This window comes from Megalodesulfovibrio paquesii (assembly GCF_054653055.1).
In genome coordinates, this window is the sequence record NZ_BAAIGQ010000005.1 from 1,005,399 (window position 1) to 1,031,251 (window position 25,853).

Consider the following 25,853-nt stretch of genomic DNA (forward strand, 5'->3'; position numbering starts at 1 on the left):
ATTGAAGACCAAATTTATTTTTGTCACCGGCGGTGTGCTGTCCTCCCTGGGCAAGGGCCTGGCCGCCGCGTCCCTGGGCTCGCTGCTCATCGCCCGCGGGCTCAAGGTGACCATCCAGAAGCTGGACCCGTACATCAACGTGGACCCCGGCACCATGAATCCTTTTCAGCATGGTGAAGTCTACGTGACTGATGACGGCGCCGAAACCGACCTGGATCTGGGCCACTACGAGCGTTTTCTGAATACGCCCATGACCCAGAAGAACAACTACACCTCCGGTTCCATCTACCACAGCGTCATCACCAAGGAGCGCCGCGGGGACTACCTGGGCGGCACCGTGCAGGTGATTCCGCACATTACCGACGAGATCAAGCAGTCCATCCTGAACCTGGCTTCGGATGATATGGACGTGGTCATTGTGGAGATTGGCGGCACCGTGGGCGACATCGAAGGCCTGCCTTTCCTGGAAGCCATCCGCCAGCTGCGCGGGGACCTGGGCAAGGAGGCCGTGCTGTACATCCACCTGACCCTGGTGCCGTACATCAAGGCAGCGGGCGAGCTGAAAACCAAGCCCACCCAGCACAGCGTCAAGGAACTGCGCTCCATCGGCATCATGCCGGACATCATCATCTGCCGCTGCGAGCAGGACATCCCTCACGAGCTCAAGGCCAAGATCGCCCTGTTCTGCAACGTGGATGCTGATGCCGTGTTCTCCGCTGTGGACGTGAAGAGCATCTATGAGCTGCCTCTCAAACTGTATGAGGAAGGGCTGGACCAGAAGGTGGCCATCCTGCTCAAACTGCCGGCAAAGAACCCGGACCTCTCAGCCTGGAAGCAGGTGGTGCAGAAGCTGGGGCATCCCATTGGCGCGGTTTCCATCGGCATTGTGGGCAAGTATGTGGATTTGAAGGAAGCCTACAAAAGCCTGCATGAAGCGCTCATCCACGGTGGCATTGCCAACGACGTGGCCGTGAATCTGGTGTATGTGAATTCCGAGGAAGTGACCGACAAAACCGTGGGCAGCATTCTGGCCGGGCTGGACGGCATCCTCGTGCCCGGCGGCTTTGGTAACCGCGGCATCACCGGGAAGATCCGGGCCATCCAATACGCTCGCGAAAACAAGATTCCCTTCTTTGGCATCTGCCTGGGCATGCAATGCGCGGTGATTGAATTCGCCCGCAACGTGCTCAAGCTGGACGCCGATTCCCAGGAATTCAACCCCCTGACCCAGCACCCGGTCATCTATCTGATGAAGGAATGGTACGATTACCGGACGCAGAAGGTGGAAACCCGGGGCAAGGATACGGACCTGGGCGGGACCATGCGCCTGGGGGCTTATCCCTGTGTGGTTTCCCCGGACACCAAGGCCCACGAGGCGTACAAAAAGGACGAAATCCAGGAACGCCACCGCCACCGCTACGAATTCAATCAAACTTACAAGGACATGTGCGAGGAGATGGGGCTGGTGTTCTCCGGCCTGTCCCCGGACAAGCAGCTGGTGGAAATTGTGGAGTTGCCTGACCACCCCTGGTTCCTGGGCTGCCAGTTCCACCCGGAATTCCAGTCCGGCCCCATGCGCCCGCATCCGTTGTTCCGCGAATTCATCAAGGCTGCCAAGGTGTTACAGGGGAGTATCGCCACGAGGAGCAACCAGGCGTGAGGCCGCCCCGCCGCCCGTTGCCCGCAGGCCGGGGCAATCCTGCCATCCGCCGCGCCCGGGCGTTGGGCGCGGCGCGTCATGTGCGCTTGCTGGTACTGGACGTGGACGGCGTGCTGACCGATGGCCGGCTTCTGTACAAGGAAGCCGGCCCGGCGGACAAGCTCTTCCATGCCCAGGATGGCCTGGGCATCAAGGCTGCCCAGGCCCAGGGGCTCCATGTGGCGGTCATCAGCGGGCTGGATTCTCCTGTGGTGGCCCGCCGCATGAAGGAACTCGGGGTGGAGGATTACCAACCCGGCCACCGCCACAAGGTGGGCGCCCTGCAGCTGATGCTGGACAAGCATGGCCTGGGCTGGCCCCAGGCGGCGTTTCTTGGGGATGACTGGGTGGATCTGGCGGTCATGGAGAAAGTGGGCTTGCCCATGACCGTGCCCAACTCCCAGGCGGAATGCCGGCGCCTGGCCCTCTGGACCAGCCGGCTCCCTGGCGGACACGCCGCCACGCGGGAAGCCATCCGGTTCATTCTTCAGGCCCAGGGCAAACTCAGCGCAGCGGTAAACTCTTTTCTGCATCCCCAAGTCTGAATAGAGACCAACCAGCGCAAATTCAACGGGAAAAATATTAAACTTCCGCTTGACACCGCTGGAATCAACATTGCATGCCGCCACGTCTTGCAAGGGGCGTGCTTCTGTGGCACTACTCAAACCCGTCCAGGATGTTAGCCTGCGAAACACAGCTGCATTTTCTTGTCAATCTTGTTAATTTTTTAGCGAACGGAGCACTACGGACACATGGCCCTGGAACTCAGACAGTCCCTCAAGCTGAGCCAGCAGTTGGTGATGACTCCCCAGCTGCAGCAGGCCATTAAACTGTTGCAGCTCTCCCGGATCGAGCTGCTAGAGACGGTCCAGCAGGAATTGCTGGAAAACCCCTTCCTGGAAGAGTCCCTTCAGGAAACCGCCCCCGAACCCTCCTTTCAGGATGCCAGTCCCGCCGGCCAGGAGCGCGACGCCGTGACTGAGCGCGACATGCTCAAAAGTGCGGACTGGGAGGATTACATCGGGGATTTTGCCTCCACCACGCGGCAGATGAACCAGCGCGAGGTGGAAATCCCCGAAGACGGCCTCTCCTTTGAGGCCCGGCTCACCTCCAGCCACAGCCTGGAAGGGCACCTGGAGTGGCAGCTGCGGCTTTCCGGTGCCACCCCGCGTGAGCTGGAAATCGCCGACGCCATCATCGGCAATCTCGGTTCCTCGGGCTATCTGCAGGCCTCGGCTGAAGAGCTGGCCGCCATGACCAGCGGCACGGTGGATGAGGTGGAGGCCGTGCTGCACAAGGTCCAGCGGCTGGACCCCGTGGGTGTGGCCGCCCGTACGCCGCAGGAATGCCTGCTCCTGCAGCTGGAGCTCTACAAGATGGATACCGACCCCATCCTGGTGGAGCTGGTCCGCGAGCATCTGGAAGATCTGGAAAAGAAACGCTACAAGCCGCTGGCGCGCAAATTTAAGATTTCCCTTGAGGAGCTGCGTGAGTACCTGGAGGTGATCCAGGGTCTGGATCCCATGCCCGGCGCCAGTTTCGGTTCGGGAGAACCCAGTTACGTCAGCCCGGACGTGTTTGTGTACAAACTGGGCGACGAATGGGTGGTGCTCCTGAACGAGGACGGCCTGCCCCGGCTGGAACTCTCCAGCGCCTATGGCGACCTGCCCTCCCGCGGCAGTGATAAGGAGCGGGATTATCTGCAGGAAAAGATGCGTTCGGCCCAGTGGCTCATGAAGAGCCTCTACCAACGCCAGCGCACGCTTTTCAAGGTGGCGGAAAGCGTGGTCAAACACCAGCGCGAGTTCTTCGAGCATGGAGTGACGCAGCTCAAGCCGTTGATTCTCAAGGACATCGCCGAAGATATCGGCATGCACGAATCCACGGTCTCCCGCATCACCACCAGCAAATACATGGCCACCCCCCACGGCACCTTTGAGTTGAAATTCTTCTTCAACAGCGCCCTGGAGCTGGATGACGGCACCCAGGTGGGCTCGGAAAGCGTTAAAGCGCTTATCAAAAAGCACATCGACGCCGAGGACCCCAAGTCCCCGCTTTCTGACGAGCGCATTGCAGAAATTCTCAAAGACACGTTGCATGTCAACATCGCTCGCCGTACAGTGGCCAAATACCGTATGGCCCTGGACATTCCCTCCTCCTCCAAGCGACGGGAAATGTTCTGATCCACAAACCCCGCCCGACGCATTACGCGGCGCGGCGGCGCACCTCACGGGAGCGCCTATGCAGATTACCTTTACCTTCAAGAATTTCGAACCGTCCGAGCACCTGAAGCAATACGCCCAGCGCCGATTCGAAAAACTCACCAAATTTCTGGAACGCACCGACGCCTCCGCGGAGCTGCAAGTGGCCATGAGCGTGGAAAAGCAGCGCCACATGGCCGAAGTGAAGCTTGTGGGCGACGGCCTGCACCTCTCGGCCTCCGAATCCAGCGAGGACATGTACCAGACCGTGGACCTCGTGCTGGACAAACTGGATGCCCAGATGCGCAAGCACCGGGAAAAGGGCAAGGACAAGCGCAAGGGTGGCGATGTGGCCCTCGATGGCCGCACCGTGCGCACGGAAGTCTTCCAGCTCACGCCCACGCCCTCTGGCGGCCGGGAGCGCAGCATCGTCGATTCCGATCATTTCCAGCCCAAACCCATGAACGTGGAAGAAGCTGCCGAGCAGCTCGAAACCTCCCAGGAACAGTTCCTGGTGTTCCTGGATGCTGAAACCAGCCGCGTCAATGTCCTGTACCGCCGCAAAAATGGCGACTACGGCCTCATCGACCCCGGCATGTAGGGAGTTTGGTCAAGCGGTATGAAACTGGAGGAATTCCTCGACCCGCGGCTGGTGCTGCCCGACCTGCACGCCACGGCCAAGCCGGCTGTGCTGCAGGAGCTCATCGCCCCCGTGGCGGAGACCATGCCCGGCTTTGATGCCAAAAAAGCCCTGCAGGTGCTTTTGGAACGCGAATACCTGGGCACCACCGGCATCGGAGACGGCATTGCCATCCCTCACGGCAAGCTGGCGGACCTGGACAAGATTGTCCTTGTGGTCGGTCGCAGCAAGGAAGGCGTGGACTTCGAGGCCCTGGACCTCAAGCGCTGCTCCATCTTCTTTCTGGTGCTGGCGCCGGAACAGGTGGCAGGCATGCATTTGCGCATCCTGGCCCACATCTCCCGGCTGCTGAAAGACGATGCCTTCCGGCGTGATTTTCTGAGCGCGCCGGACAAGGAGAGCCTGTGGAAACTGCTGGCGAGAACTTGAGCGCAGAGGCGTCCTCAGCCGCGCCGGGCTTGTTCCCGGCCACCTCCGCCTTTCCGGTGATGGTGGTCTGCGGACTGTCCGGCGCTGGAAAATCCACGGCCCTGGGCGTGTTTGAAGACCTGCGCTTCTTCACCGTGGACGGTATCCCGCCCAGTCTGGCTCCCAAGCTGGTGCAGCTCTTTGCCGGCGAATCCCGCCGCAAGTTCCAGGGGCTGGCCCTGGGGGTGGATGTGCGCACGGCCGACGACGCCGCCTCCGCCTGGAAACTCGTCCTCCAAGAAATCAAGGACCTGGGGGCCACCCCCCAGGTCCTCTTTCTTGAGGCACGCACTCCGGTGCTCATGCGCCGCTATGCCGCCACCCGCCGCCCGCACCCCATGGTCCAGCTGGTCCAGATGGGTCAGCCGCAGGAGGGCGAAGGCAGCTGCAGTGTGGGGCTTGAAGAAGCCATTGCACTCGAAAAACAGGCCTTGCTGCCCCTGCGCAATCTGGCCGATCTGGTGGTGGACACCACCGACCATTCCGTGCACGATCTGCGGCGTGTCATCAAGGACAAATGGGGCGCCCTGGGGCAAACGGGCAAGGGCCTCTCCATCCACCTGATCACCTTTGGCTTCAAATACGGCCCCCCCCTGGAGGCCGACCTGGTCTTTGACCTGCGCTTCCTTCCGAACCCGTATTTTGTGGAGGCCTTGCGTCCGCTGACAGGGCAGGATCCCGCCATTGTGGACTATGTGCTCGGCAAGGATCCTGGAAAGACCTTCCTGAACAAGCTCAAGGAATTTCTCCTCTACCTCATGCCCCTGTACGACGGCGAGGGGCGGTATCGCGTCACCGTGGCCATTGGGTGCACTGGCGGCAGGCACCGTTCCGTGGCCGTTACGGAAGCGATTTTCGCAACGTTCAAGGCCGCCGGCTATCCGGTATCCATGGAACACCGGCACATGGCCCTGGGCTAGCTGCGCCCGCCACGCTGCCAGGGCGTGGCCCAGGCCCGGCCGATACCCCCCAGGCAAGGCCGACAAATCAAGGACGGGGAGGCATGGCACACGATTCCCAATCCCAGCCCCGCACAGGCGTGGTGGTGGTGACCCACGCAGACTATGGCGCGCACTTGCTGCACGCAGCGGAATTCATCCTCGGCCCCCAAACCGGCTGCGCCGCTCTGTGCGTGGATAACACCCAAAGCGTTGACGCCATCGTGGACCGGCTTAAAGACGCCGTGATTCGTTGCGACGAAGGGCAGGGTGTCCTGCTGCTGACGGACATGTTCGGCGGCACTCCCACCAACCTTAGCCTCTCGCTCCTGGGGCAGGAACCGCCCATCTGCGAGCTGGAGGTGGTGACCGGCGTCAACCTGCCTATGCTGCTCAAAGCCCTTGGCGCACGCCATCTGGCCCCGGCGGCCCTGGCTGTTGAGGTCAAGAAGGCAGGCGGGCAGGGTATCGTCGTGGCAGGCGAACTCTTGCGCGCCCGAGTCAAAGGGAGTTAAGGGAGTCGGCCATGTTCTGGGTGCGCGTCGACAACCGCCTGGTTCACGGCCAGGTTATCGAAACGTGGCTGCCCCACACCGATTGCGAGGTGCTGGTGGTCTGCAACGACGCCGTGGCCGGCGACGTGCTGCAGCAGGAAATCATGACCCTGGCCATCCCCCACAGTATCGAGACCCTGTTCGTCACTGTGGCGGATCTGCCTGCAGCCATGACCCGCCTGGCGCGAAATTATGAGATGACCAACACCCTGGTCTTGTTCAACGGCTGCAGCGACGCGCGAACCGCCATGGAACACGGCTTTCGTTGCAAGGTGGTCAACATCGGCAATCTGCATTATGCTCCGGGCAAGCGCCAGCTGTTGGCTCACGTGGCTGTGTCGGAGGATGAATCCCACTGTCTGGCCTGGCTGGAACAACACGGGGTGGAGCTGGATTTCCGTTGCCTGCCCACCGAACCCGTCACCATCAAACCCATCTGGTGAGGGCCTGACCATGCAAGTGATGCCCATGTCGCCCATGACCGTCGCCTCCCTCGCCCATCATTCGCTGCCCCTGGCCGCCCTGGGCACGAGTTTTTTTTTGCCCTGACCGGGCTGGGCCGCTTCACCATCAATCTGGGCATTCTTGAGCGGCCCCTGTGTATTGCCTTCCTCTGGGGGCTGCTGTTCGGCGACATGCCGGCCGCCCTGGGGGTGGGCCTTTTTTTTGAGCTCTTCTGGCTGGATGCCATTCCCGCGGGCACGCACATTCCGCCCAACAGCGCCTTTTCCGCCACGCTGTGCCTGGGCCTGATGTCCTATTTTTCCATGACCACTCCTTCCGAGCTGCCTCTGGCCCTGGCTGTCTCCCTCCCGGCTGCAAGGATGGGGGCCCGGCTGGAAGCCTGGCGCCGTACCGCGCTCAACGCCGATTACGATCGCATGCTCCGCTGGGCCATGACCGAAGGCGGCGCAATGGGCGGACCGGAACACCCGGCAGGAGAACATGGAGCGTCTTCCGCCGCGCTTGATGTCGCCTCACCGGGGGCAGTGATCTGGCGGGCAGTCAGCAAACTGGTGCTCTTGAACCTGTTTGTGTGTTTTGGCACATTCCTCCTCATTGCACTGCTCCTGAGACAGCTGGAACTCCCGCAGCTGTTCAAGGAGATGCAACTTACCGTAACCTGGGGACATTGTTGGCTTGCGGCCGCACTGGGGGGGGCACTCTCCCTGCGGAACAAACGCGCCTATGCCGTCTTGTTCGCCTTTGTGGCTGCTTTTACGCTCTGGAGGCTCTTCCAGTGCGGAGAAGGCGGTTGTCAGTCGCTCTGGTTTGTGATAATTGGAACGAACTCCTTGTGAGTAAATCTGCACCCCTTTGAAATCACTGGACGTTTGGGCAAGTCTTCCTGGCCCGCGTCGCATGCATCGCCAACAACCTGTGAGGAGGAGAGACATGTCTGTTCTCGTGTTTGGCCACAAGAGCCCGGATACCGACACCGTCGTCAGCGCCATTGCCGTGGCGGATCTCAAGAGCAAGCTGGGTGTGGCCGCCAAGCCCGTCGCCCTGGGCAAGCTGAATCCTGAAACCGAATTCGTGCTCGGCAAGTTCGGCATCGCGGCTCCCGAAGTGGTGGAATCCGTGGCTGGCCAGAAGGTTATCGTGGTTGACACCACCGACCTGACCCAGCTCCCCGACGACATCGCCAAGGCCGAAGTGCTGGGCGTGGTGGACCACCACAAGCTCGGCAGCCTGACCACCCCCGCCCCCCTGGAAATGTGGGTCTGGCCCGTGGGCTGCACCGGCACCATCGTCAAGGCCATGTACGACTTCTTCAAGGTCGAAGTGCCGGCCAACATCGCTGGCGCCCTGCTGTGCGCCATCCTGTCCGACACGGTGATCTTCAAGTCCCCCACCTGCACCGACGCGGACAAGAAGGCTTGTGAAGAACTGGCCAAGATCTGCGGCGTGTCCGACCTGCAGGGCCTGGGCATGGAAATGTTCAAGGTCAAGTCCGCCGTGGACGGCGTTCCCGCCCGCGACCTGGTCTTCCGCGACTACAAAGACTTTGACATGAGCGGCAAGAAGGTTGGCATCGGCCAGCTGGAAGTGGTGGACCTGGCCATCCTGGACGCCCATCGCGCCGGCCTGGCTGAAGAAATCATCAAGATCAAGGCCGAAAAGGGCAACCACAGCGTCTTCCTGCTCCTCACGGACATCATCAAGGAAGGCTCCATGATGCTCATCGCCACTGACGACGCTGCCGTGGTCGAAAAGGCCTTCGGCACCAAGGCCGACAAGGAACTGTGGCTCCCCGGCGTGCTCTCCCGCAAGAAGGACGTGGTGCCTCCCTTCGAGAAGGCCTTCGCCTAGCCCGAAGTCCGCACTGTGCGTTCTGCCTTCGCTCACAGCGAGGGGTGATAGCGATCTGCCCCGCCCGGTCCTCTCCCGGGCGGGGCTTTGCATTTCCTGCCCAAAGGCCAGGACCGCTCCCTGGACAATACCGCACTCCTCCGGCACAAGGATGCAGGAGGTTTCCCCAATGCGGACGTTGCTGACGTATCTTTTGGCTGCCGCTGGCGAAATTGGCGGGTGCTTCGCCTTCTGGGCCTGGCTGCGGCTGGGTAAATCCCCATTCTGGATCGTTCCAGGCCTGCTGAGTCTGAGCGCTTTTGCCTGGCTGCTGACGCGCATCGACGCCGACTTTGCCGGTCGGGCGTATGCGGCCTATGGCGGCATCTATATTTTAAGTTCCCTTGTATGGATGTGGGCCGTGGAAGGCTCGCGGCCGGACCGCTGGGATGCCGTGGGCGCCGCGGTGTGCCTTGCCGGCGCAGCCATCATTCTGTTTGGTCCGCGGGGTGGGTGAGTGCGCCATTCCTGAAGTACAGCGCGCTCCTGCCCTCATGCAACGCATTCGGGCCATGCGGCAACGTCAGGACGTTGCCGCATGGCCCGAATGGAGGGGGGTGCGGGGGAACTCAGTTCCCCCGCCCTTCATTATTTCTTCCTGCTCTTCCTGTTTCCTACACCAACCCGGCCGTCTTGAGCACTGCGTCCAGCTCGCGCTCGTGCTCGGGGGTCAGGGGGACCATGGGCAGGCGGACTTCGAAGTGAATCTTGCCCATCTTGGCCAGGGCTGTCTTGACCGGCACGGGATTGGTCTCGATGAACATGGCTCTGTTCAGGGGATTGAGGAAATAGTGCAGCTTGCGGGCTTCGCCAAAGTCGCAGCTCTGGAAGGCCGTGCACATGCGGGCCATCTGCGAGGGGCAGATGTTGGACACCACGCTGATCACGCCCACACCGCCCACGGCCAGCAGCGGCAGCACGGTGAAGTCGTCCCCGGACAGGAGAATGAGCTCCGGGCCGCAGAATTCCATCACCTCGCTGACCTGCTTGAGATCGCCAGTGGCTTCCTTGACCCCCTTGACCTCAGGCACCTCGCGGAAGAGCCGGGCCAGGGTTTTGGGCAGCAGATTCACGCTGGTACGACCGGGCACGTTGTACACGATAAAGGGCATGGACACTTCGGCGGCAATGGCCTTGAAGTGCGCCACAAGCCCTTCCTGCGTGGGTTTGTTGTAGTAGGGCGTGATGAGCAGGGCGGCGTCGGCGCCGGTTTCCTTGGCGTGGCGGGTCAGCTCAATGGCTTCCTGGGTGTTGTTGGAACCGGCTCCGGCAATCACCGGAACCCGGCCCTTCACCTGATCCACGCAAATGGAAATGACTTTACGGTGCTCTTCGTGAGAAAGAGTGGCCGACTCACCGGTGGTGCCGCAGGGAACGAGGCCGTTGATGCCCTGTTCGATCTGCCATTCGATGAGGCGACGGTACGCCTCTTCGTCCACCTGGCCGTTCCTGAAGGGAGTGACAAGAGCCGTGATGGCGCCGCGAATCTGCATGGTCATGCCTCCTGCCGCCGGGAACTACAGACGGTATCGAGATAAAGAATGAAATCAATCCGTAACACCGGGGCCTGAGGGATTGCAAGATATTATTTAGAAGGGCAATCCCAGGGCGCGGGCATCCAGCGTACCGGCATACACATACACCGCGGCGCCACCGAGGAAGAGCTGCTCGCCGCCACTGGTGCTCACCGTGGTGATGGTCAGGACTTCCTTGCCAGTGGTGCTGACGTTGACTTCGGGGTCGGCAAAGCCCAGTTGCTGCGCCACCAGCGCGCTGGCCGCCGCTCCCGTGCCGCAGGCATAGGTCTCGTCTTCCACGCCGCGTTCATACGTCCGCAGCAGGATATTTTTTTTGTCCACTATCTGGATGAAGTTCGCGTTCGTGCCCTTGGGGGCAAAGCGTTCGTGATACCGCAGCGCCCGGCCCAGAGTTCTGACGTCCAGGGCCCACACATCATCCACAATGACCACCGCATGAGGCACGCCCGTGTTGACGTGATTGACGGTATAGGTCGCCCCGTCAAGTTGCAGGGGCTCGCCCAGCCAGAGGTCTTGCGGCGGAGGCAACTGGACCCTGACCCGTGCGCCGCCGGGCGTTTCCTCCAACACCTGGGCCAGGATGGGGCCGGCGTCGGACTGGAAGCGATGCGCCGGACCCGCCAGATCCAGCCGCACGGCCAGACTGGCGGCACAGCGCGAGGCATTGCCGCACATCTCCGCGCGCGAGCCATCGGCATTGAAGAAGTGCCAACGGTAGTCGCACCCCGGGTCCGGTGCGGGAGATTCCAGAAAGATGAGCCCGTCCGCTCCGACACTGAACGCCCGTTTGCACAGGGCCATGGCCCAGGCAGCCATGTGCTCCTGAGGCAGGCGGAGGGTGCGATTATCAATGAAGATGAAATCGTTGCCGCAGCCATGCAGCTTGTGGAACTCAACGCGGCGCAGGGCGTCAGACATAACGGGTCCTTTTCACGTGCGGATCAAGAGGCCGGGATAAGTGGTTGGGGGTGAAACAGGGCCTTGATGGCAGGATCATCGGCCACGGGCTCTTCCAGCACAGGCGCGGTGGCCAGAATGTTGTCGCCAAGCTTCCAGCGCTCGCCTGCCTTGGGCCAGGCCAGGAGCTGCAACACGGTGACCGTGCGCCCCTTGATGTTGGAACGGGCCCAGAGGGTCTGGCCGTTGTTGGCGATGAGATCCGGCCCGGGAGTGCCCGCCCCGGCGCCTAGCAGAATATCCAGTCCGGGCACGCCATTGGAGAGCAGGGTGAACTCCTGCTGCCGCCCCCAGTGGCTCATGCCAATGACAAGGTCGTTCCTGGTCTTCTGGGCGGCAATTTCACGACGCACGGCCTCCTGCATCTGCTCCGAAGGCACATCCTGATGGTCAATGAGCGGAAAATGCACCAGGGCGACATGCTTGCCCTGCACGGTGTACTGCTCCGTGAGGGGTGACAGGGTCGAGAGCTCGCGAAACAAAGGCGGCAGCTCGATCGTCTGCCCCGGGGCTGCATTCTGGCGGAGCCAGTCCGCCTCCTGCGGGGTGACGAAGACGCGGTTGTAGCCCATGAGGGCATAGGCCTTGAAGAAGGCCGGAATATACTGTTCCTTGGGGCGCACTTCCACATCGCGCTTGTCAAAGAACTCCTGGGCTCCCCCCAGGGCCAGAACGGGAGCCCCGGCCGGGAGCGCCTGCCGAATCTGCTGCATGATGGTGGCCCGCCGGGCCAACCCGCCAACCATTTTGCCGCCTCAGGTGGGGCAGGGATCGAAATAGCCTTTGGTGTCGGCGGTGAAGAAAATGGTCAGCACCGGGGCCTGGGCAGCCTCGACCGAAGCTGCCCGGCCGCCGGCAAACACAAGCGAAAGGAGCGCCAGGCAAGCCAGCAGGCCTGCCGCACACAGGGGACGTCTACGCATGAGGATACCGGCTCTTACTTGTTAAGATATTCCTTGAGCTCCTTGCCGGCCCGGAAGAACGGCAGGGTCTTGGGATCCACGGTCACCATCTCGCCGGTCTTGGGGTTGCGCCCGGTGTAGCCGCCGTAGGTTTTGATCTTGAAGCTGCCAAAGCCTCGGATTTCCACACGAGAGCCCTCGGTCAAGGAGTCCTTGATGGAGTCGATGAAGGTGCCGACCACCACGGTGGCTTCTTCAAGAGGAATGTTGTTTTCTTCAGAGACTTTGCGGATCAGCTCGCTCTTGTTCATCTCATGGCTCCATGGCGGTGTGCCGCGTCCCCCCGAACGCAGGGTTTGTGACGATAAAACACTTTCACTATGGAACAAATATACCCTATCGTCAAGGAATTCCTATTCGTTTTCCGAGACGACAACCGGCGGGGCTTCCGGGGCCGGCGGTTTGAGGGTTTGCAACGGCCGCAGGGCGTCCTCCTGGGCCAGTTCGGGCAGGCGCGCTTCGCGGAGTTTGGCCAGTTTGACGGCAATGGCCATCATGTCGCGCGCAGAGTCCGATTTTGGCGAGAGCTTCATGAGCGGTGTCTGTCGGCGCACGGCGTCCGGCACATGTTTGTCGTGGGAAATGCCGCCAAGGAAGTTCACCTGGAACCCCAGAAACCGTTCGCAGGTGGCGTTCAGCCGGTTGAAGGCCTCCCGCTCCTCGTTTGGTGTTTCGGCCATGTTCACCACCACATGGAACTCCCGCACCCCGTGCTGCGTGGCCAGGACCTTGATCAGGGCGTAACTGTCCGTCAGGGAGGTCGGCTCCGGGGTGACCACCACCACGCGCACATGGCTCATGGCGGCAAAGGACAACACCGTGGGCGAGATGCCTGCCCCCATGTCCATGAAGGCGAAATCATATTGCGAGAACAACGGCCGCAGGCGCTCGAAGAGCTGTTCACGGGAATCGTCGTCCAGCTCCAGCAGCTCGGGAACGCCAGAAGCGGCGGGCAGCAGGTCGAAGCCGCCCTTGGCCAGGGGCATGACGATTTCCTGCAGGGGCATGTCTTCGTCCACCAGATCCTGGATGGTCTTTTCCGGGGCAATGCCCAGCAGCACGTCCAGGTTCGCCAGACCGATGTCGCAATCCATGAGCAGCAGGCGATGGCCGGCCTTGAACAGGCAATAGGACAGGTTCAGGGCAATGTTGGTCTTGCCCACGCCGCCTTTGCCCGAAAGGATGGCCACGGAGAGTGTTTTATTGGGCTGCGTCATGCATCCTCCGAGAGTGAAAAACCGTCGTCATCGTCTTCATCGAACAGGCAGCCGCCACCGATATTGGAGAGCAGGAACTGCTTTTCGCTGGACTGCACCAGGGTGGAGCGGGCCAGGGATTCCTCATCCGCCGCCAGCGCTGCCTCCACGCGGGCCTTGCCATTGGCCTTGGCCTGATAGAGCGCCTGATCCGCCAGGGAAACAAAATCCGCGGGCCGCAACCGGCTGGTGCCCCGGGTGATGGCCAGCCCGGCGGAAAAGGTGCACCGGAACGGTGGCAGTGGTTGCCCCTGGGGGCCGCAGGACATCACCTGGCTGGAAAACATCTCCAGCAACCGCTCCACCACGGCCTTGGCGCGGCGCAGACCGGCGCCGGGCAGGATGAGGGAGAATTCCTCCCCGCCCGTGCGGGCGGCCACGTCGTAGCCGCGTTTGCCCAGGGTGAGCACCCGGGCCAGGGACATGAGGACCTCGTCCCCGCAAGGGTGGCCGTAGGTATCATTAACCCGCTTGAAGTTATCCACATCAAGCACCGCCAGGGCCAGCCGGGAGTGCTGGCGCTGGGCGCGGTTGAGTTCCTGGCCGAGCAGCCGGTCGAAAGCCCGGCGGTTGCACAGCCCGGTGAGCGGGTCGTGCTCCGTTTGCCAGGAGAGTTCATCAAGCCTGGATTGCAGATGGACCAGAAACGGCATGGGATCACCCTCCAGGGGCAGGGCAATCCAGTCCTTGAGTTCCGCCAGTTCCGGACGGGCCAGCAGGAGCTCCCAGTCTTCCAGGGTCAGCGAGGGCGCCAGCCGGGCAATCACAAGCCCGCCCTGGGGTGTCTGCTCCGGCGATTCCGGTGCGCCATACTCGCGCAGGAGCCGGGCCAGCAGCCGCAGCTCCCCGGCGAGGGACGCATGGGGCACCGTGCCGTCAGGCGACTGCGCGTTCATGTGTCCACAGGAGGTAGTCACGCAGCATGGGGTCGATCCGTCCATCAAGTACAGCCTCCACATCCCCAATTTCGCAGTTGGTGCGATGGTCCTTGACCAGGCGATACGGCTGCAAGGTGTAGGTGCGGATCTGGCTGCCAAAGCCGATGGCGTCCTTGCTGGCGTATTCGCTGCGCTTTTCCTCTTCCCGGCGCTTGAGTTCGCGCTCGTAGAGCCGGGCCTTGAGCACCTTGATGGCCGCTTCCTTGTTCCGCAGCTGGGATTTTTCGTTCTGGCACTGCACGATCATCCCGGTGGGCAGGTGCGTCACCCGCACGGCGGAGCTGGTGGTGTTCACGCTCTGGCCGCCCGGACCGGAGGAGCGGAAGACATCAATGCGCAGTTCTTCTTCCTTGATATCAATGACGATTTCATCGTTGACATTGGGATAGACAGACACGGAGGCAAAGGAGGTGTGCCTGCGGCCGGAGCTGTCGAAGGGCGAGATGCGGATCAGTCGATGGATGCCGGTTTCGCCCTTGAGCAGGCCATAGGCGTTGGGGCCCTTGATTTCCAGGGTCACGCTTTTGAGGCCGGCTTCTTCACCTTCCTGATAGTCCAGCATGTCCGCGCCCATGTCGTGGCGTTCGGCCCAGCGGCGGTACATGCGCAGGAGCATTTCCGCCCAGTCCTGGGCTTCGGTGCCGCCGGCCCCGGAGTGGATTTCCAGGATGACGTCGCACTTGTCCACAGGGTTGGAGAGCAGCAGATCCATCTCCACCTCCTGCAGCAGGTTGGCCAGCACCTCCAGCTGGCCGGCCAGCTGTTCCAGCACGTCCTGGGATTCCTCGGCTGCAGCGAACTCAAGCCACTGCTCAAGCTCGGCCTGGGCGGCCTGCAGGGCTTCCCAGCGGGCGACCTGTTCCCCTTTCTGCCGCTTTTCCTGCAGCAGCGGGGTCATGCGTTCGGGGTTGCTCCAGGATTCGGGTTTGGAGAGCTCGTCTTCAATGGCCTGCAGACGGTTTTTGGCTGCCTCCAGGTCAAAGACGCCTCCAGAGCGTGTCATACTGGATCTGCAACGGCGACGCCTGAATCTTCAAATCGGACAATTGCAACATGGCGGATTCGATGGTGGTGGAAGGTGAAAAAGGAAGAGACGCCCCGAACAAATCAGCTGTATCGGGTGCCCTTGGAGGGGGTTCTGCTGGGGGCAATGCGCGACCACAGGTAGCACACCATACCCAATGCAGCCATGATCGGCAAGATGCGAGCAAACCAAGCATGATAGCGGGTGCGGGAGGTCATGAGATCGGCTTCCGCCGCAAACACCACCGTCTCGAACAGGCGGGTTGGCTCGCGAACCACGCCCGTGGGTTTGATCACGGCGCTGATGCCCGTATTGGTGGCTCGCACCACCGTGCGCCGCTGCTCCACAGCCCGCAGCACTGCCAGATGCAGGTGCTGGGTGGGCGCTGCGGTTTTGCCGAACCAGGCGTCGTTGGAGATGTTCACCAACACGTTGGCGCCCTGATCCACCCGGCGTTGCGCCAGCTCGGGGAAGATAGTCTCATAACAGATGAGGACGCCCATGGCCAGCTGGTTCAGCTGCAGTGGGCCGACCTGTTGCCCGCGGGTGAAATCCCCTGGCCCCTCTACCAGTTTTTTCAGGAAGGAAAGTTCCTTGCCAAAAGGAATGTACTCCCCGAAGGGCACAAGGTGTTCCTTTTCATAGTAGGAGCGGATTTCTCCATCCTGCCCGACCAGATACGCCCGATTGAAAAAGCGGTATTGCGTGGATTCCGGATCGCGGTCGTACCCCGGGGCGCCAAGGAGCAGGGCAACGCCCAGGTCCGAGGCCACGGAACGGACCTGCCGGGAGGCATCCCCAGGCTCCTGAAAATAGAAGGGCATGGCGGTTTCCGGCCAGAGCAGGACGGCTGGCGCAGCCGGCTTGGTCTGGTTGGCCAGGGCACGGGAGAGCGCGACGTAGCGGTCTATGGTTTCCTGCTGATACGCCTCATTCCATTTGACACTCTGGTCCACATTGCCCTGGACCACGCCCAGCAGTGCGGTCCCGTCGCTGACCTGCGGCTCCTGCAGCACGATCACGCCGTGCAGAAACAGCCCGGCCAGCACCAGAAACGAGAGGAAGGCTCCGGGCAGGGAGGGGGCGCCCGTGGTCTGCTTGACCCAACGGCCATGCGCCCAGGCCGCCGCCGCCATGGCCAGCACCCCGGCAAGGCCCCAGCTGCCCACGGACGACAAGCCCTGAATGAGCAGCGGCCACGGTGCAAACGCCGCCGGCAGCACCAGCCAGGGAAACCCCGTCAGCGCGTAGCCTTTGGCTGCTTCCAAAAGCCCCCAGACCGCGCCGGCAAACACCGAGGCTGGCAGCAGCGGCAGCCGGCGGGACACATGCTGGCAGGCCAGACAGAACACCCCGCCGAAAAACCCAAGGGTCATGCCCAGCAAGACGGCGCAAGGCGCGGCCAGCACCCAGGGGACATAGGCAAAATCATGCACGGGCACGGCCACCCAGTACAAAGACGCTGAAGCTGCCAGACCGCTCGCCAGACAGCCACGGCGGAAGGCCTGCCATGGTGTCTCTGCGCTGAGCGCCAGCAGGTACAGCCCTCCTGGCACGAACAGGGCCAGGGCGGGAAGTTGCCCAACAGGATTGGCAAAGCCGAAGAAGCTGCCAAAGATGATCAGCAGGGTGAGGAAAATCATGGTTTCAGGACAACGGGCCTTGGGTGACAGGATGCCGGTTGCACGGGCTATTCGTTGCTTGGCCGCACTGCATCTGACGTGGCCTGGGGAATAAGCGTGGCGGATTCATAGCGGCCACCGGCGCCGTCATCAAGGGTCATCACAGTGAAGCGCAGTTGTTTGGCGTCGGCCTCTTTCACCTCAAAGCGCCAGCCTTGCACGCGAAACACTTCCCCCTGCCGGGGCACACGGCCGGCAAGCTCGCTCAGATAGCCGCCAACGGTTTCCACCTGTTCCGATTCCAGCTCCAGCCCGGTTTCCTGGGCCAGATCCTCCAGCATGGTCCGCCCGGAAACGAGATACCGGCCTTCGCCAAGGCGCTGCACCTCTTCGGGGCGGGGGGCATCATACTCGTCTTCAATCTCGCCCACAATCTCTTCCAGCAGGTCTTCCAGGGTCACCAGGCCGGAGGTGCCGCCGTACTCGTCCAGGGCAATGGCCAGGTGCACCTTGCGGGAGCGGAATTCCTGAATGAGTTCCTTGACGTTTTTGGTTTCAGGCACAAAGAACGGCTCGCGCATGAACTCCTGCAAGGATGGGGGCTCGGCTTCGCACAGCCCCTCGGCTTCATCGGAAAGCACCTTGAGCAAATCCTTGGCGTACAGAATGCCCATGATGTTGTCCCGGTTTTCCTTGTAGATGGGGATACGGGAGTGTCCGGAGGCGACGATTTTCTGCATGACTTCGTGAAGCGTGTCATCCACTTCGGCGCACACGATGTCCGTGCGCGGGATCATGATATCGAAGACCTGCTTGCGGCCCAGACGCAACACGTTGAGCAGCATGACCATTTCGTCGGCTTTCAGTTCGCCCTCCTGGGCGGCCTCCTCAATGCGTCTTTCGATGCTGTGCCCGTTCTTTGCCCCGAACAAGCGGCTCAGAAAGGGCCAAAGCCCACTCTCCTCGTCCAACTTCAAGCTCCTGGTATGGGTGAGACTGGCCGCAAGCGCACGACTGATGCACGAACACCGAATGCCCGGCAGGGGGCTGCCCCTGTGGCATGCCGGTGCGTGCGCGGCCTGGAAGATAACAATGCCTGCGACATGTGTTGCAAACAAGCGCCTAAGGGTACATGCGTTGACGCCGCGTGTGCTCACATCCACTCATAGAGACAGAATGCCCGCAAGGCAACACCTTGCGGGCAAAAAACCCTCTTACAGCTCCAATCCCTTGTCCCGATAGAGCTCCAGGTGCCGGCGCATGACCCATTTGGCCAGTGGTTCCACGCCACTGTCTCCCACGGTCTGCCATTCCAGCTCGTAGGGGTCTTCCTCGCGCACGGGGCGGCCGGAACCGATGCACTGCAGGCCGATTTCAAGGTCCCGGGTATTGAAATCCTCGTGGAGGTTCTGAATCCGGCAGCGCAGCCAAAAACGCTTTTTGCGTTCCGTATCAGGATCGTAGAGATCCAGCAGGATGAGAACGCGCCCGCCGATATTTGGCGAAAGTTGCATGGCCCGGACGGCATCATGCCGGATGGACAACCGCAACCCCGAGCCGGAAATGTTGGACACCAACACCGGATTTTGCGTTTTGTCCGGAGTAAAGACCAGGGGAGGCCGGCCCCAGCTCTTGACGTTCGAGGGCGGCGACATCCCGGAATCCCAGCTGTCCAGCCAGAGCGCCAGACCAAGGAAGTAATGCTGGGGCGGGTCGATGCGCAGGAAGGAGCGTTTCTGCTCCAGCCGCAGGGTGCTTGGGGCGACCAGATCCAGGCGCATGATGGCGTTGCCCATGCTGCTTACCCCAAGCACCGTGGTCTCGAAGGTATAGAACAGGGTCTGCCCCTTGGTCGTGTTCAGGCGGAAAAAACACTCCACCCGCCGGCCCATCCATTCCGGCTTGATCACCACATACGTCGGCGGCTCCACAACAAGCGTATCACCAATGAGATCCACCAGCGTGCAGGCCATGGATTTGCGCAGGGAGTCTGCCGGCAGAAATTTCAGGTCCAGCCGGCTGCGGTCCCGGATGGCCGTGTCGATCAGTTCACGGATTTCCTCCACATTGGCGATGACGCCCACCGGAGGGCGCTTGCCGCGGATCCGCCTCAGAATCAGGTTCACCAGCGTCACAAGCACGGCCAGGGCCACCACGACCGTAAGCACCCCCATCAAAAAGGGGATGACAAGCAGAAACCGGTCCAGACTCGTATAGAACGAGTCCTTCACGGTTTCCAGAAAGCTATGGTCGAAGCTGGCGGCAAGGGGCCTGAGCATGCAATTTCCAGTCTGGCTACAGTCTGCGCCCGGGCGGACAGCATGTCGCCGTCGCGGCCAAGGCAGGCAAAAGTTGCCTCGATCTTGCCTTGTTACGGAAATCCATGCAAGTGGAATGCCTGCCAAACTCAGCGGTCGGGGGGCATTCTGTCCAGTTTTTTCAGATGGATTTCGAGACAGGCAATGGCCGCAGGAGTCACGCCTGATATCCGCGCCGCCTGCCCCAGGGTCCGTGGCCGGACGGTGGAGAGCTTTTCCGTCACCTCGCGGGAAAGGCCTGGAATGCCATGGTATTCCAGATCATCCGGCAGGGGGGTGTGTTCCATGCTCCGGGACTGGGATGCCAGCTGGGCCTGGCGTTTAAGATAGCCTTCGTACTTGCAGACGGTTTCGGCCTCCAGCACGGCGTCGGGCCTGAGGCGCTGGCATTCGGCGATGCGCGGCCAGAGTGGGGCGCAGGCGGCCAGGGTCAGCGCCGGCTGGCGGACCAGCTCGGCCAGGCTCACCGCCTTGGCCGGCACATGCGCGCCCATGGCCTGCAACACCTCGCGCGTGGCCGCATCCGGCCGGACCTGCACCGCGGCCAGCCCGTCCAGCAGCTCCTGCACCATGCCTGATTTTTCCGAGAACGCAGCCCAGCGTTCGTCATCCACCAGCCCCAGTTCCCGGCCGAGTGGGGTGAGCCGGGCATCGGCATTGGCCTCGCGCAGCAGCAGGCGGTGCTCGGCCCGGGAGGTGAACATGCGGTAGGGCTCGGTGGTGCCCTGGGTGGTCAGGTCGTCCACCAGCACGGCCATGTAGGCCTGGTCCCGGCCGAGGATGCATGGCGCCCTGCCGGTGAGGGCGCAGAAGATGTTCAGGGCCGCCCACAGGCCCTGGGCGGCGGCTTCCTCGTAGCCGGAGGTGCCGTTGAGCTGCCCGGCGGTCCACAGGCCGGGCGCGGCCTTGAGTTCCAGGGTGGGCGCGCACTGGGTGGGAAAAACGAAATCATATTCAATGGCATAGCCCGGCCGCATGATCACCGCATGCTCCAGCCCCGGCACCGTGGCCAGAAGCTTCTGCTGGATATCCAGGGGCAGGCTGGTGGGGATGCCGTTGGGGTAGACTTCCGGGGATTCCAGGCCCTCGGGCTCCACGAAAATCTGGTGGCGGTCCTTGTCCGGGAAGCGGGCGACCTTGTCCTCAATGGAGGGACAGTAGCGTGCGCCGCGTCCCTGGATGACGCCAGTGAACATGGGTGAACGTGCGAACCCCTCGCGGATGGCCGCATGGGTGTCGGCGTTGGTCCAGGTCATGTGGCAGGGGACCTGGGGCAGCGGCACGCCACGGGACATGAAGCTGAAAGGCTGGGGTGGATCATCGCCCGGTTGGGGTTCCATCTTGCTGAAATCGCAGGAATCCTTGAGTAGGCGCGGGGTGGTGCCGGTTTTGAGCCGGCCCAGCTCCAGGCCCAGGGCGCGCAGACTGGCCGACAGGCCCGCAGCAGGCGCATCACCCAGGCGGCCGCCGGGGAAATTGGTCAGGCCGACGTGGATGGTCCCCTGCAGAAACGTCCCGGTGGTCAGCAGCACGGCCCTGGAGGCGAGGGTCCGGCCGCAGGAGGTGCGCAGACCGGCGCAGCGGCCAGCGTCCATGAGGATGGCCTCGGCCATATCCTGGATGACGAACAGGTTCGGCTGGTTGAAAATGGAGCGTTTGACCACGCGCATGTAGGCGTCGCGGTCAATCTGGGCTCTGGTGGCGCGCACGGCCGGGCCCTTGCTGGTATTCAGGATGCGAAACTGAATGCCAGCGGCATCGGCCCAGTGGCCCATCATGCCGCCCAGGGCATCGATTTCCTTGACCATATGCCCCTTGGCCAGGCCGCCGATGGCCGGGTTGCAGGAAAGATGGCCAATGCGGTCGATATTGCTGGTCAGCAGCAGGGTGGTCAGACCCAGACGGGCCGTGGCCATGGCCGCTTCGCAGCCGGCATGGCCCGCGCCGACGACAATGACGTCGAACTGGTCGGGAAACATGGCAGGGCCGGGCATGGGGAAGCCTCCCCGGCGGGGATCAGGCGGTGTGGGTCAGGACGTGCGCCATGACCTTGGCGTCCCCCAGCTGGGTGGAGATCAGGGACGATTCATTGGGCTGATGCGCGTTGTGCACGCAGGTGGCCCAGACGGCACAAGAGTAGCCCAGCCGGCGCAGGAACGCGGCCACCGTGCCGCCGCCAATGCCCATGGGCCGGGCGTCAATGCCATAGACAGCGCGGATGCCGGCCGTCAGGCGGGAGACGATCTCGCTGTCCACGCTGGTGGCCGGAGCGGCGTCTGCACGCTGGACAATGCTGATTTCGATCCGCACATCCCGCGTTTGTTCCACCACATCGGCCATGGCCCGGATGCTGGCCAGGATCTCGTCCAGGGGGTAGCTCGGCAGCACCCGGCAGTCCACATAGAAGACATCATAGCCCGGCACGGTGTTCACGTTGGGAACGTTCTCCTCCTTGCGCGTGGGCTCAAAGGTGGAGTGCGCCGGGTCGAACAGGGCGTCCTCATCCGGGAACAGTTTGTAGAGCTCGCCCAGCCGGAGGATCAGGTCCGCGCTGGCCACCAGGGTGTTGCGGCCCTGGCTGGGGGTGGAGGCGTGACACTGCCTGCCAGTGACGGCAATCTTGAGCCACAGGATGGACTTTTCGGCCACTTCCAGCATGGAGGAATCTGCGCAGCCAAAGTCCGGGGTGAGGAACAGATCATCGGGATGGAAGAGATCGGGGCGGGCCTTGAGCACATAATCGAGCCCAAAGAGGCTGCCGGTCTCCTCATCCGCCACCAGGATGACGCCATAGTTCACCGGCGGTGTCATCTTGGCGTCCAGCAGGGCCTTGGCCAGCATGAGAGAGGAGACGATGCCCTGGTGGTTGTCTTCCACACCACGGCCGGTCATCACGTCGCCATCAACATGCAGGGTGAAGGGATCGGTCTTCCAGAGGGAACGATCACCCGCGGGCACCACGTCGGTGTGGGAGATGACCCAGAACGTCTTGTCCGTACGCTGCCCGGGAATGACAGCCACCAGATTGGGCCGCACGCCGGACGCCACGCGGGAATCCGGCGCGTCCACCCGCTCCACTGCGGCAAAGCCGAGGGACTTCAGATAGTCCGTCAGGAAAAGCGCCTTCTCCAGCTCGCCCTGGCCGCCATTGTCCGGACCAAGAGCCGGAATGGCGACCAGTGACTGCTGCAGGGACACCACGGCGGGACCGCTCGCGTCCAGTCTGGACGTCAACACCTCAAGCATGGACATGGCATCCCCTGTGTGCATTCCCGAAATGGCGGAGAGAAACGACCCGGCGAACCCAACAGGCGTTAGCGGCCGCGGGCAGCGCGCTTGGAGGCCTTGAGGGGGTTGATCTTGACCTTGCCGCTCTTGTCCACGGTGGCCTTGACGTGCGTGGCAAAGTTGCACGCGCCCAGGCGCCACTTGGAGGCCGGCAGGGAGTAGCTGGTGCAGATGCTCACACCCTCGACGTCCTTGGAACGCTCGCAGCCTTCGCATTTGTCGATGATGGGCTCCATGAGCACGCCGTTCAGGAACACGCCTTCTTCAGTCTTCACGGCGTTGGACAGGGCGGTGGTGGCAGCAGCCATGGGATATCTCCTTGGAGAGCTTGATTCGCGGAAAAAAGTTCACATGCGGAATGTTCGGGCAAATGTCAAGCAGAAATGTCATGCAGCCGGGCGCGGGCCCAGGCCAGCGCCTCGCGGACGGCTTCCAGCAAAGCCGGATAATCCACGGTGGGAAAGTCGCCGCGCTCGTACACCACGGTGCCGTCCACCATGGTCAGCTCCACGCCCGCCCCCTGGCTGGCATACACCAGATGCGAGAGGGCGTTCGTACAGGGGGCGTGCCGGGGCAGATCCAGGGAAACAGCCGTCAGGTCCGCAGGGCCGCCAGGGGTCAGGCGTCCCAGCTCCTGCCAGCCCAGGGCCCGCGCACCATGCACCGTGGCCATGTCCAGCGCGGTCTGGGCGGGCAGGGCGGTGGCGTCTCCCTGGCGCAGCTTGGCCAGCAGGGCGGCCATGCCCATTTCGGCAAACATATTCAGGGAATTGGAGCTGGCCGCACTGTCCGTGCCCAGAGCCACGCGCACCCCGGCCTCCAGCGCCGGCGCAATGGGCGCAAGGCCCGAGGCCAGCTTGGCGTTGGAGCGGGGGCAGTGCACCAGGGAGGCCCCGGTGCGGGCCAGGATCTGCAATTCCGCGTCATTCAGGCAGACCCCATGCACCAGAATGGTCCGCGGGGACAGGCAGCCCAGGGATTCCAGCACGGCCACGGGGCGCATGCCATACTGGGAGGCGCTTTGCGTCAGTTCCGCTTCGTCCTCGGTGCAGTGGATGCACCAGGGCAGGTCATACGCCTCGGCCAGCTGCCAGGAGCGGCGCAAAATGGTGTCTGAGGTGGTGTACACCGTGTGCGGCGCCACGGCAAAGCGGATGCGCGGGTGGCCGGCGTAGTCGGCCAGCAGGTTGGCGACGCGGGCGTACGCTTCTTCAGGGGTCTGGTAGCTGCGGGTGGGGAAATTGAGAATCCCCTCGGCCAGCACGGCCTTGAGCCCGAAGTGCTCCACCGCCTCGGCCGTGACCTCCTGGAAGATGTACATATCCTGAAAGCAGGTGGTGCCCAGCGAGGCCATTTCGCAGCAGGCCAGCATGGAGCCCAGGTGGACCAGCTCGCGGGTGAGCCCGGCTTCCAGGGGCCAGATGCGGCGGGTGAGCCATTCCATGAGCGGCATGTCGTCGCCCAGTCCTCGAAACAGCGTCATGGGCGAATGGGTATGCGCGTTGACCAGACCGGGCAGGACCACGGCATGACGCATGTCCAGCCGCCGACGGCATGGCAGCTCCGCCACTTCCGCCCAGGGCAGGATATGCTGGACCACGCCACCGTGAATCACCAGGGCATGGTCGGCAAGCACGTGGCGGCGGTCGTCCTGTGTCAGCAGGATGCCGGCCTCCACCACCATGTCGCAGGGGGTGGCCTGGCTGAAGGCGTTCAGTTGGATAGAAGCGCTCATGCTGTCGCGCCTCCGGAACGCGCATCATTCAAAAAACGGCTCGCACGCATCTCGCGGCGCAGGGCGTCCAGGTCGAACCGGGTATGCCGGCCATCCTGGTACAACACCTCGCCCGCCACCATGGTCAGCACCACCTCTCCTCCATGCATGGAATACACGGCGTGGGCCACAGGATCGGCCATGGGCTGCAGGTGTGGACGAGACCCGTCGATGACGGCCACATCCGCCGGCCCGTCCACCTCCAGCCGCCCCAGCTCGGGCCAGTGCAGGGCTTCGGCGGCCTGGCGGGTGGCCATGTCCAGCACGGTCTGGGCGGGCAGCAGATCGGCCTGATGGCGCAGCCCTTTGTGCAGCAGCGCGCAGGCGTGCATTTCGGCAAACATATTCAGCTGGTTGTTGCTGGCCGGCCCATCCGTGCCCAGGCCCACCGGCACGCCGGCAGCCAGAAGCTCCGGCACGGGGGAGGCCCCCGAGGCCAGCTTCATGTTGCTGCGCGGATTGTGAATCACCGCCGCGCCACGCTTGCCCAGCAGGGCGATTTCCTGAGGAGTCAGATCCACGCAGTGCACGGCAATGGTCCGGGGACCAAGCAGGCTGAGGGATTCCAGATGCTCCAGGGGACGGCGGCCGTGTTTTGCCAGGCTTTGCTGTGTTTCTTCTGTGGATTCAGCAACATGAATGGCCAGCGGACAGTTCCACATCTCGCACAGGGCACCGGCGTGGGAGAGCATGGAACCTGTAGTGGTGTACACGCTGTGCGGAGCCACGCAAATCCGGCGGCGGTCATCCCCCTGCAGGGTTTCGCGCAGGGTGTGGGCGCGTTCCAGGGCTACCTTGACCGTGGGCGAAGCCGGGGTGGGAAACCCAAAGAGCGCCTCGCCCAACAGGGCGCGCAGACCGGCGGTTTCCACGGCGCGGGCCACGGCGTCGGCCCAGAAATGCATGTCCGCAAAGCAGGTGATGCCTGCGGCCAGCATTTCGGCACAGGAGAGCAGGGCTCCCAGCTCCACGGTGCGCGGGGTATGGCGCTGCTCGGCCGGAAAGATATGCCGCTGCAGCCAGTCCATGAGGGGCAGATCGTCGGCCATGCCGCGAAACCAGCTCATGGGCGCGTGGCAGTGGCCGTTGATGAAACCGGGGAAAATAACACCCTGGGGGTAGTGGATCCGGCGCTCGGGCACAAAGGCCTGCTCCAGTTCCTGGCGCGGCCCCAGAGTCACAATGCGTCCGGCCTGCACAGCCAGACCTGCGTCCTGCAGCACGGCCCGGGACTCGTTTTGGGTAACGAGCTGGCCGGCGCTCAGCAGCAGATCGCAGGGGCGGGGGGAAGAATGGGGATGATGCATGCACTCCTCAAGGAACA

Annotated in this window: 26 protein-coding genes; 11 read left to right on the forward strand and 15 right to left on the reverse strand. The window is 62.8% G+C overall.

Annotated features, from left to right (window positions below):
• The first annotated feature begins 1 nt into the window (after position 1).
• The 11 genes from pyrG to ACYQ00_RS11180 all read left to right on the forward strand — a co-directional run bounded on the left by pyrG (position 2) and on the right by ACYQ00_RS11180 (position 9,309).
• A complete protein-coding gene (pyrG, locus tag ACYQ00_RS11130; protein WP_460032518.1) occupies positions 2-1,660 on the forward strand; it encodes a CTP synthase in 1,659 nt (552 codons plus the stop codon).
• Positions 1,661-1,704: 44 nt separating this feature from the next.
• Positions 1,705-2,244, forward strand: coding sequence for a KdsC family phosphatase (locus tag ACYQ00_RS11135; protein ID WP_460032519.1), 540 nt, complete (start codon positions 1,705-1,707; stop codon positions 2,242-2,244).
• Between the two features lie 207 nt (positions 2,245-2,451).
• A complete protein-coding gene (gene rpoN / locus ACYQ00_RS11140) occupies positions 2,452-3,882 on the forward strand; it encodes an RNA polymerase factor sigma-54 (RefSeq protein ID WP_460032185.1) in 1,431 nt (476 codons plus the stop codon).
• Between the two features lie 58 nt (positions 3,883-3,940).
• A complete protein-coding gene (hpf, locus tag ACYQ00_RS11145) occupies positions 3,941-4,501 on the forward strand; it encodes a ribosome hibernation-promoting factor, HPF/YfiA family (protein WP_460032186.1) in 561 nt (186 codons plus the stop codon).
• Positions 4,502-4,519: 18 nt separating this feature from the next.
• Positions 4,520-4,969 (forward strand): PTS sugar transporter subunit IIA, encoded by a 450-nt coding sequence (locus tag ACYQ00_RS11150; protein WP_460032187.1) that lies wholly within the window; start codon positions 4,520-4,522, stop codon positions 4,967-4,969.
• On the forward strand, positions 4,966-5,928 hold the full coding sequence (gene rapZ, locus ACYQ00_RS11155) for an RNase adapter RapZ (RefSeq protein ID WP_460032520.1): 963 nt from the start codon (positions 4,966-4,968) through the stop codon (positions 5,926-5,928). Before ACYQ00_RS11150 ends, rapZ begins: the two co-directional genes overlap by 4 nt.
• An 83-nt stretch (positions 5,929-6,011) precedes the next feature.
• Entirely contained in the window at positions 6,012-6,461 is a 450-nt protein-coding gene (locus ACYQ00_RS11160; protein ID WP_460032188.1) for a PTS sugar transporter subunit IIA, read from the forward strand.
• Between the two features lie 11 nt (positions 6,462-6,472).
• The gene (locus ACYQ00_RS11165; RefSeq protein ID WP_460032189.1) at positions 6,473-6,943 is read left to right on the forward strand and encodes a PTS sugar transporter subunit IIB; all 471 of its coding nucleotides are present in this window, start codon (positions 6,473-6,475) and stop codon (positions 6,941-6,943) included.
• 138 nt (positions 6,944-7,081) lie between these two features.
• Positions 7,082-7,801, forward strand: a complete 720-nt coding sequence (locus ACYQ00_RS11170) for a PTS sugar transporter subunit IIC (RefSeq protein ID WP_487247453.1) — start codon at positions 7,082-7,084, stop codon at positions 7,799-7,801.
• A 94-nt stretch (positions 7,802-7,895) separates the two neighbouring features.
• On the forward strand, positions 7,896-8,813 hold the full coding sequence (locus ACYQ00_RS11175) for a manganese-dependent inorganic pyrophosphatase (RefSeq protein ID WP_460032190.1): 918 nt from the start codon (positions 7,896-7,898) through the stop codon (positions 8,811-8,813).
• Positions 8,814-8,982: 169 nt separating this feature from the next.
• Positions 8,983-9,309: a YnfA family protein gene (locus tag ACYQ00_RS11180; protein ID WP_460032191.1), complete on the forward strand. Its 327-nt coding sequence runs from the start codon at positions 8,983-8,985 to the stop codon at positions 9,307-9,309.
• 157 nt (positions 9,310-9,466) lie between these two features.
• Here ACYQ00_RS11180 and dapA read toward each other — a convergent pair whose 3' ends face one another.
• From dapA to ACYQ00_RS11255, 15 genes are all read right to left on the reverse strand, one after another.
• Positions 9,467-10,345 (reverse strand): 4-hydroxy-tetrahydrodipicolinate synthase, encoded by an 879-nt coding sequence (gene dapA, locus ACYQ00_RS11185; protein WP_460032192.1) that lies wholly within the window; start codon positions 10,343-10,345, stop codon positions 9,467-9,469.
• A gap of 96 nt (positions 10,346-10,441) precedes the next feature.
• Positions 10,442-11,308, reverse strand: a complete 867-nt coding sequence (gene dapF / locus ACYQ00_RS11190; protein ID WP_460032193.1) for a diaminopimelate epimerase — start codon at positions 11,306-11,308, stop codon at positions 10,442-10,444.
• A gap of 23 nt (positions 11,309-11,331) precedes the next feature.
• Positions 11,332-12,270, reverse strand: a complete 939-nt coding sequence (locus ACYQ00_RS11195) for a UshA-like (seleno)protein family 2 (protein ID WP_460032194.1) — start codon at positions 12,268-12,270, stop codon at positions 11,332-11,334.
• A 14-nt stretch (positions 12,271-12,284) separates the two neighbouring features.
• Entirely contained in the window at positions 12,285-12,560 is a 276-nt protein-coding gene (locus ACYQ00_RS11200) for an HU family DNA-binding protein (RefSeq protein WP_460032195.1), read from the reverse strand.
• Positions 12,561-12,662: 102 nt separating this feature from the next.
• Complete coding sequence (locus tag ACYQ00_RS11205) at positions 12,663-13,526, reverse strand: MinD/ParA family protein (RefSeq protein ID WP_460032196.1); 864 nt, start codon at positions 13,524-13,526, stop codon at positions 12,663-12,665.
• Entirely contained in the window at positions 13,523-14,461 is a 939-nt protein-coding gene (locus ACYQ00_RS11210) for a GGDEF domain-containing protein (RefSeq protein ID WP_460032197.1), read from the reverse strand. Before ACYQ00_RS11210 ends, ACYQ00_RS11205 begins: the two co-directional genes overlap by 4 nt.
• Positions 14,442-15,558 (reverse strand): peptide chain release factor 2 gene (gene prfB / locus ACYQ00_RS11215; protein ID WP_460032198.1). Its coding sequence is split into 2 segments (ribosomal slippage): positions 14,442-15,482 and positions 15,484-15,558, totalling 1,116 coding nucleotides; the frame shifts between segments, so codons are not numbered across the junction. Before prfB ends, ACYQ00_RS11210 begins: the two co-directional genes overlap by 20 nt.
• A 52-nt stretch (positions 15,559-15,610) precedes the next feature.
• Entirely contained in the window at positions 15,611-17,170 is a 1,560-nt protein-coding gene (lnt, locus tag ACYQ00_RS11220) for an apolipoprotein N-acyltransferase (protein ID WP_460032199.1), read from the reverse strand.
• A gap of 47 nt (positions 17,171-17,217) precedes the next feature.
• Positions 17,218-18,120 carry a hemolysin family protein gene (locus ACYQ00_RS11225; RefSeq protein WP_460032200.1) on the reverse strand — a complete coding sequence of 301 codons (903 nt, stop codon included), beginning with the start codon at positions 18,118-18,120 and terminating at the stop codon, positions 17,218-17,220.
• Between the two features lie 243 nt (positions 18,121-18,363).
• Positions 18,364-19,428, reverse strand: a complete 1,065-nt coding sequence (locus ACYQ00_RS11230) for a PilZ domain-containing protein (protein WP_460032201.1) — start codon at positions 19,426-19,428, stop codon at positions 18,364-18,366.
• Positions 19,429-19,556: 128 nt separating this feature from the next.
• Positions 19,557-21,461 (reverse strand): tRNA uridine-5-carboxymethylaminomethyl(34) synthesis enzyme MnmG, encoded by a 1,905-nt coding sequence (gene mnmG, locus ACYQ00_RS11235; RefSeq protein ID WP_460032202.1) that lies wholly within the window; start codon positions 21,459-21,461, stop codon positions 19,557-19,559.
• 22 nt (positions 21,462-21,483) lie between these two features.
• Positions 21,484-22,713 (reverse strand): M20 family metallo-hydrolase, encoded by a 1,230-nt coding sequence (locus ACYQ00_RS11240; protein WP_460032522.1) that lies wholly within the window; start codon positions 22,711-22,713, stop codon positions 21,484-21,486.
• A 68-nt stretch (positions 22,714-22,781) separates the two neighbouring features.
• A complete protein-coding gene (locus tag ACYQ00_RS11245; protein WP_460032203.1) occupies positions 22,782-23,063 on the reverse strand; it encodes a PxxKW family cysteine-rich protein in 282 nt (93 codons plus the stop codon).
• Between the two features lie 65 nt (positions 23,064-23,128).
• Complete coding sequence (locus ACYQ00_RS11250; protein ID WP_460032204.1) at positions 23,129-24,490, reverse strand: amidohydrolase; 1,362 nt, start codon at positions 24,488-24,490, stop codon at positions 23,129-23,131.
• The gene (locus ACYQ00_RS11255; RefSeq protein ID WP_460032205.1) at positions 24,487-25,836 is read right to left on the reverse strand and encodes an amidohydrolase family protein; all 1,350 of its coding nucleotides are present in this window, start codon (positions 25,834-25,836) and stop codon (positions 24,487-24,489) included. Before ACYQ00_RS11255 ends, ACYQ00_RS11250 begins: the two co-directional genes overlap by 4 nt.
• Positions 25,837-25,853: the final 17 nt, after the last annotated feature.

What these genes read in the sequence shown, in the direction of transcription:
- rpoN (WP_460032185.1), top strand. Translation starts at nt 2,452, where the DNA reads ATGGCCCTGGAACTCAGACAGTCCCTCAAGCTGAGCCAGCAGTTGGTG.
- hpf (WP_460032186.1), top strand. Translation starts at nt 3,941, where the DNA reads ATGCAGATTACCTTTACCTTCAAGAATTTCGAACCGTCCGAGCACCTG.
- ACYQ00_RS11150 (WP_460032187.1), top strand. Translation starts at nt 4,520, where the DNA reads ATGAAACTGGAGGAATTCCTCGACCCGCGGCTGGTGCTGCCCGACCTG.
- ACYQ00_RS11160 (WP_460032188.1), top strand. Translation starts at nt 6,012, where the DNA reads ATGGCACACGATTCCCAATCCCAGCCCCGCACAGGCGTGGTGGTGGTG.
- ACYQ00_RS11165 (WP_460032189.1), top strand. Translation starts at nt 6,473, where the DNA reads ATGTTCTGGGTGCGCGTCGACAACCGCCTGGTTCACGGCCAGGTTATC.
- ACYQ00_RS11175 (WP_460032190.1), top strand. Translation starts at nt 7,896, where the DNA reads ATGTCTGTTCTCGTGTTTGGCCACAAGAGCCCGGATACCGACACCGTC.
- ACYQ00_RS11180 (WP_460032191.1), top strand. Translation starts at nt 8,983, where the DNA reads ATGCGGACGTTGCTGACGTATCTTTTGGCTGCCGCTGGCGAAATTGGC.
- dapA (WP_460032192.1), bottom strand. Translation starts at nt 10,345, where the DNA reads ATGCAGATTCGCGGCGCCATCACGGCTCTTGTCACTCCCTTCAGGAAC.
- dapF (WP_460032193.1), bottom strand. Translation starts at nt 11,308, where the DNA reads ATGTCTGACGCCCTGCGCCGCGTTGAGTTCCACAAGCTGCATGGCTGC.
- ACYQ00_RS11200 (WP_460032195.1), bottom strand. Translation starts at nt 12,560, where the DNA reads ATGAACAAGAGCGAGCTGATCCGCAAAGTCTCTGAAGAAAACAACATT.
- ACYQ00_RS11205 (WP_460032196.1), bottom strand. Translation starts at nt 13,526, where the DNA reads ATGACGCAGCCCAATAAAACACTCTCCGTGGCCATCCTTTCGGGCAAA.
- ACYQ00_RS11210 (WP_460032197.1), bottom strand. Translation starts at nt 14,461, where the DNA reads ATGAACGCGCAGTCGCCTGACGGCACGGTGCCCCATGCGTCCCTCGCC.
- lnt (WP_460032199.1), bottom strand. Translation starts at nt 17,170, where the DNA reads ATGATTTTCCTCACCCTGCTGATCATCTTTGGCAGCTTCTTCGGCTTT.
- ACYQ00_RS11230 (WP_460032201.1), bottom strand. Translation starts at nt 19,428, where the DNA reads ATGCTCAGGCCCCTTGCCGCCAGCTTCGACCATAGCTTTCTGGAAACC.
- mnmG (WP_460032202.1), bottom strand. Translation starts at nt 21,461, where the DNA reads ATGCCCGGCCCTGCCATGTTTCCCGACCAGTTCGACGTCATTGTCGTC.
- ACYQ00_RS11240 (WP_460032522.1), bottom strand. Translation starts at nt 22,713, where the DNA reads ATGCTTGAGGTGTTGACGTCCAGACTGGACGCGAGCGGTCCCGCCGTG.
- ACYQ00_RS11245 (WP_460032203.1), bottom strand. Translation starts at nt 23,063, where the DNA reads ATGGCTGCTGCCACCACCGCCCTGTCCAACGCCGTGAAGACTGAAGAA.
- ACYQ00_RS11250 (WP_460032204.1), bottom strand. Translation starts at nt 24,490, where the DNA reads ATGAGCGCTTCTATCCAACTGAACGCCTTCAGCCAGGCCACCCCCTGC.
- ACYQ00_RS11255 (WP_460032205.1), bottom strand. Translation starts at nt 25,836, where the DNA reads ATGCATCATCCCCATTCTTCCCCCCGCCCCTGCGATCTGCTGCTGAGC.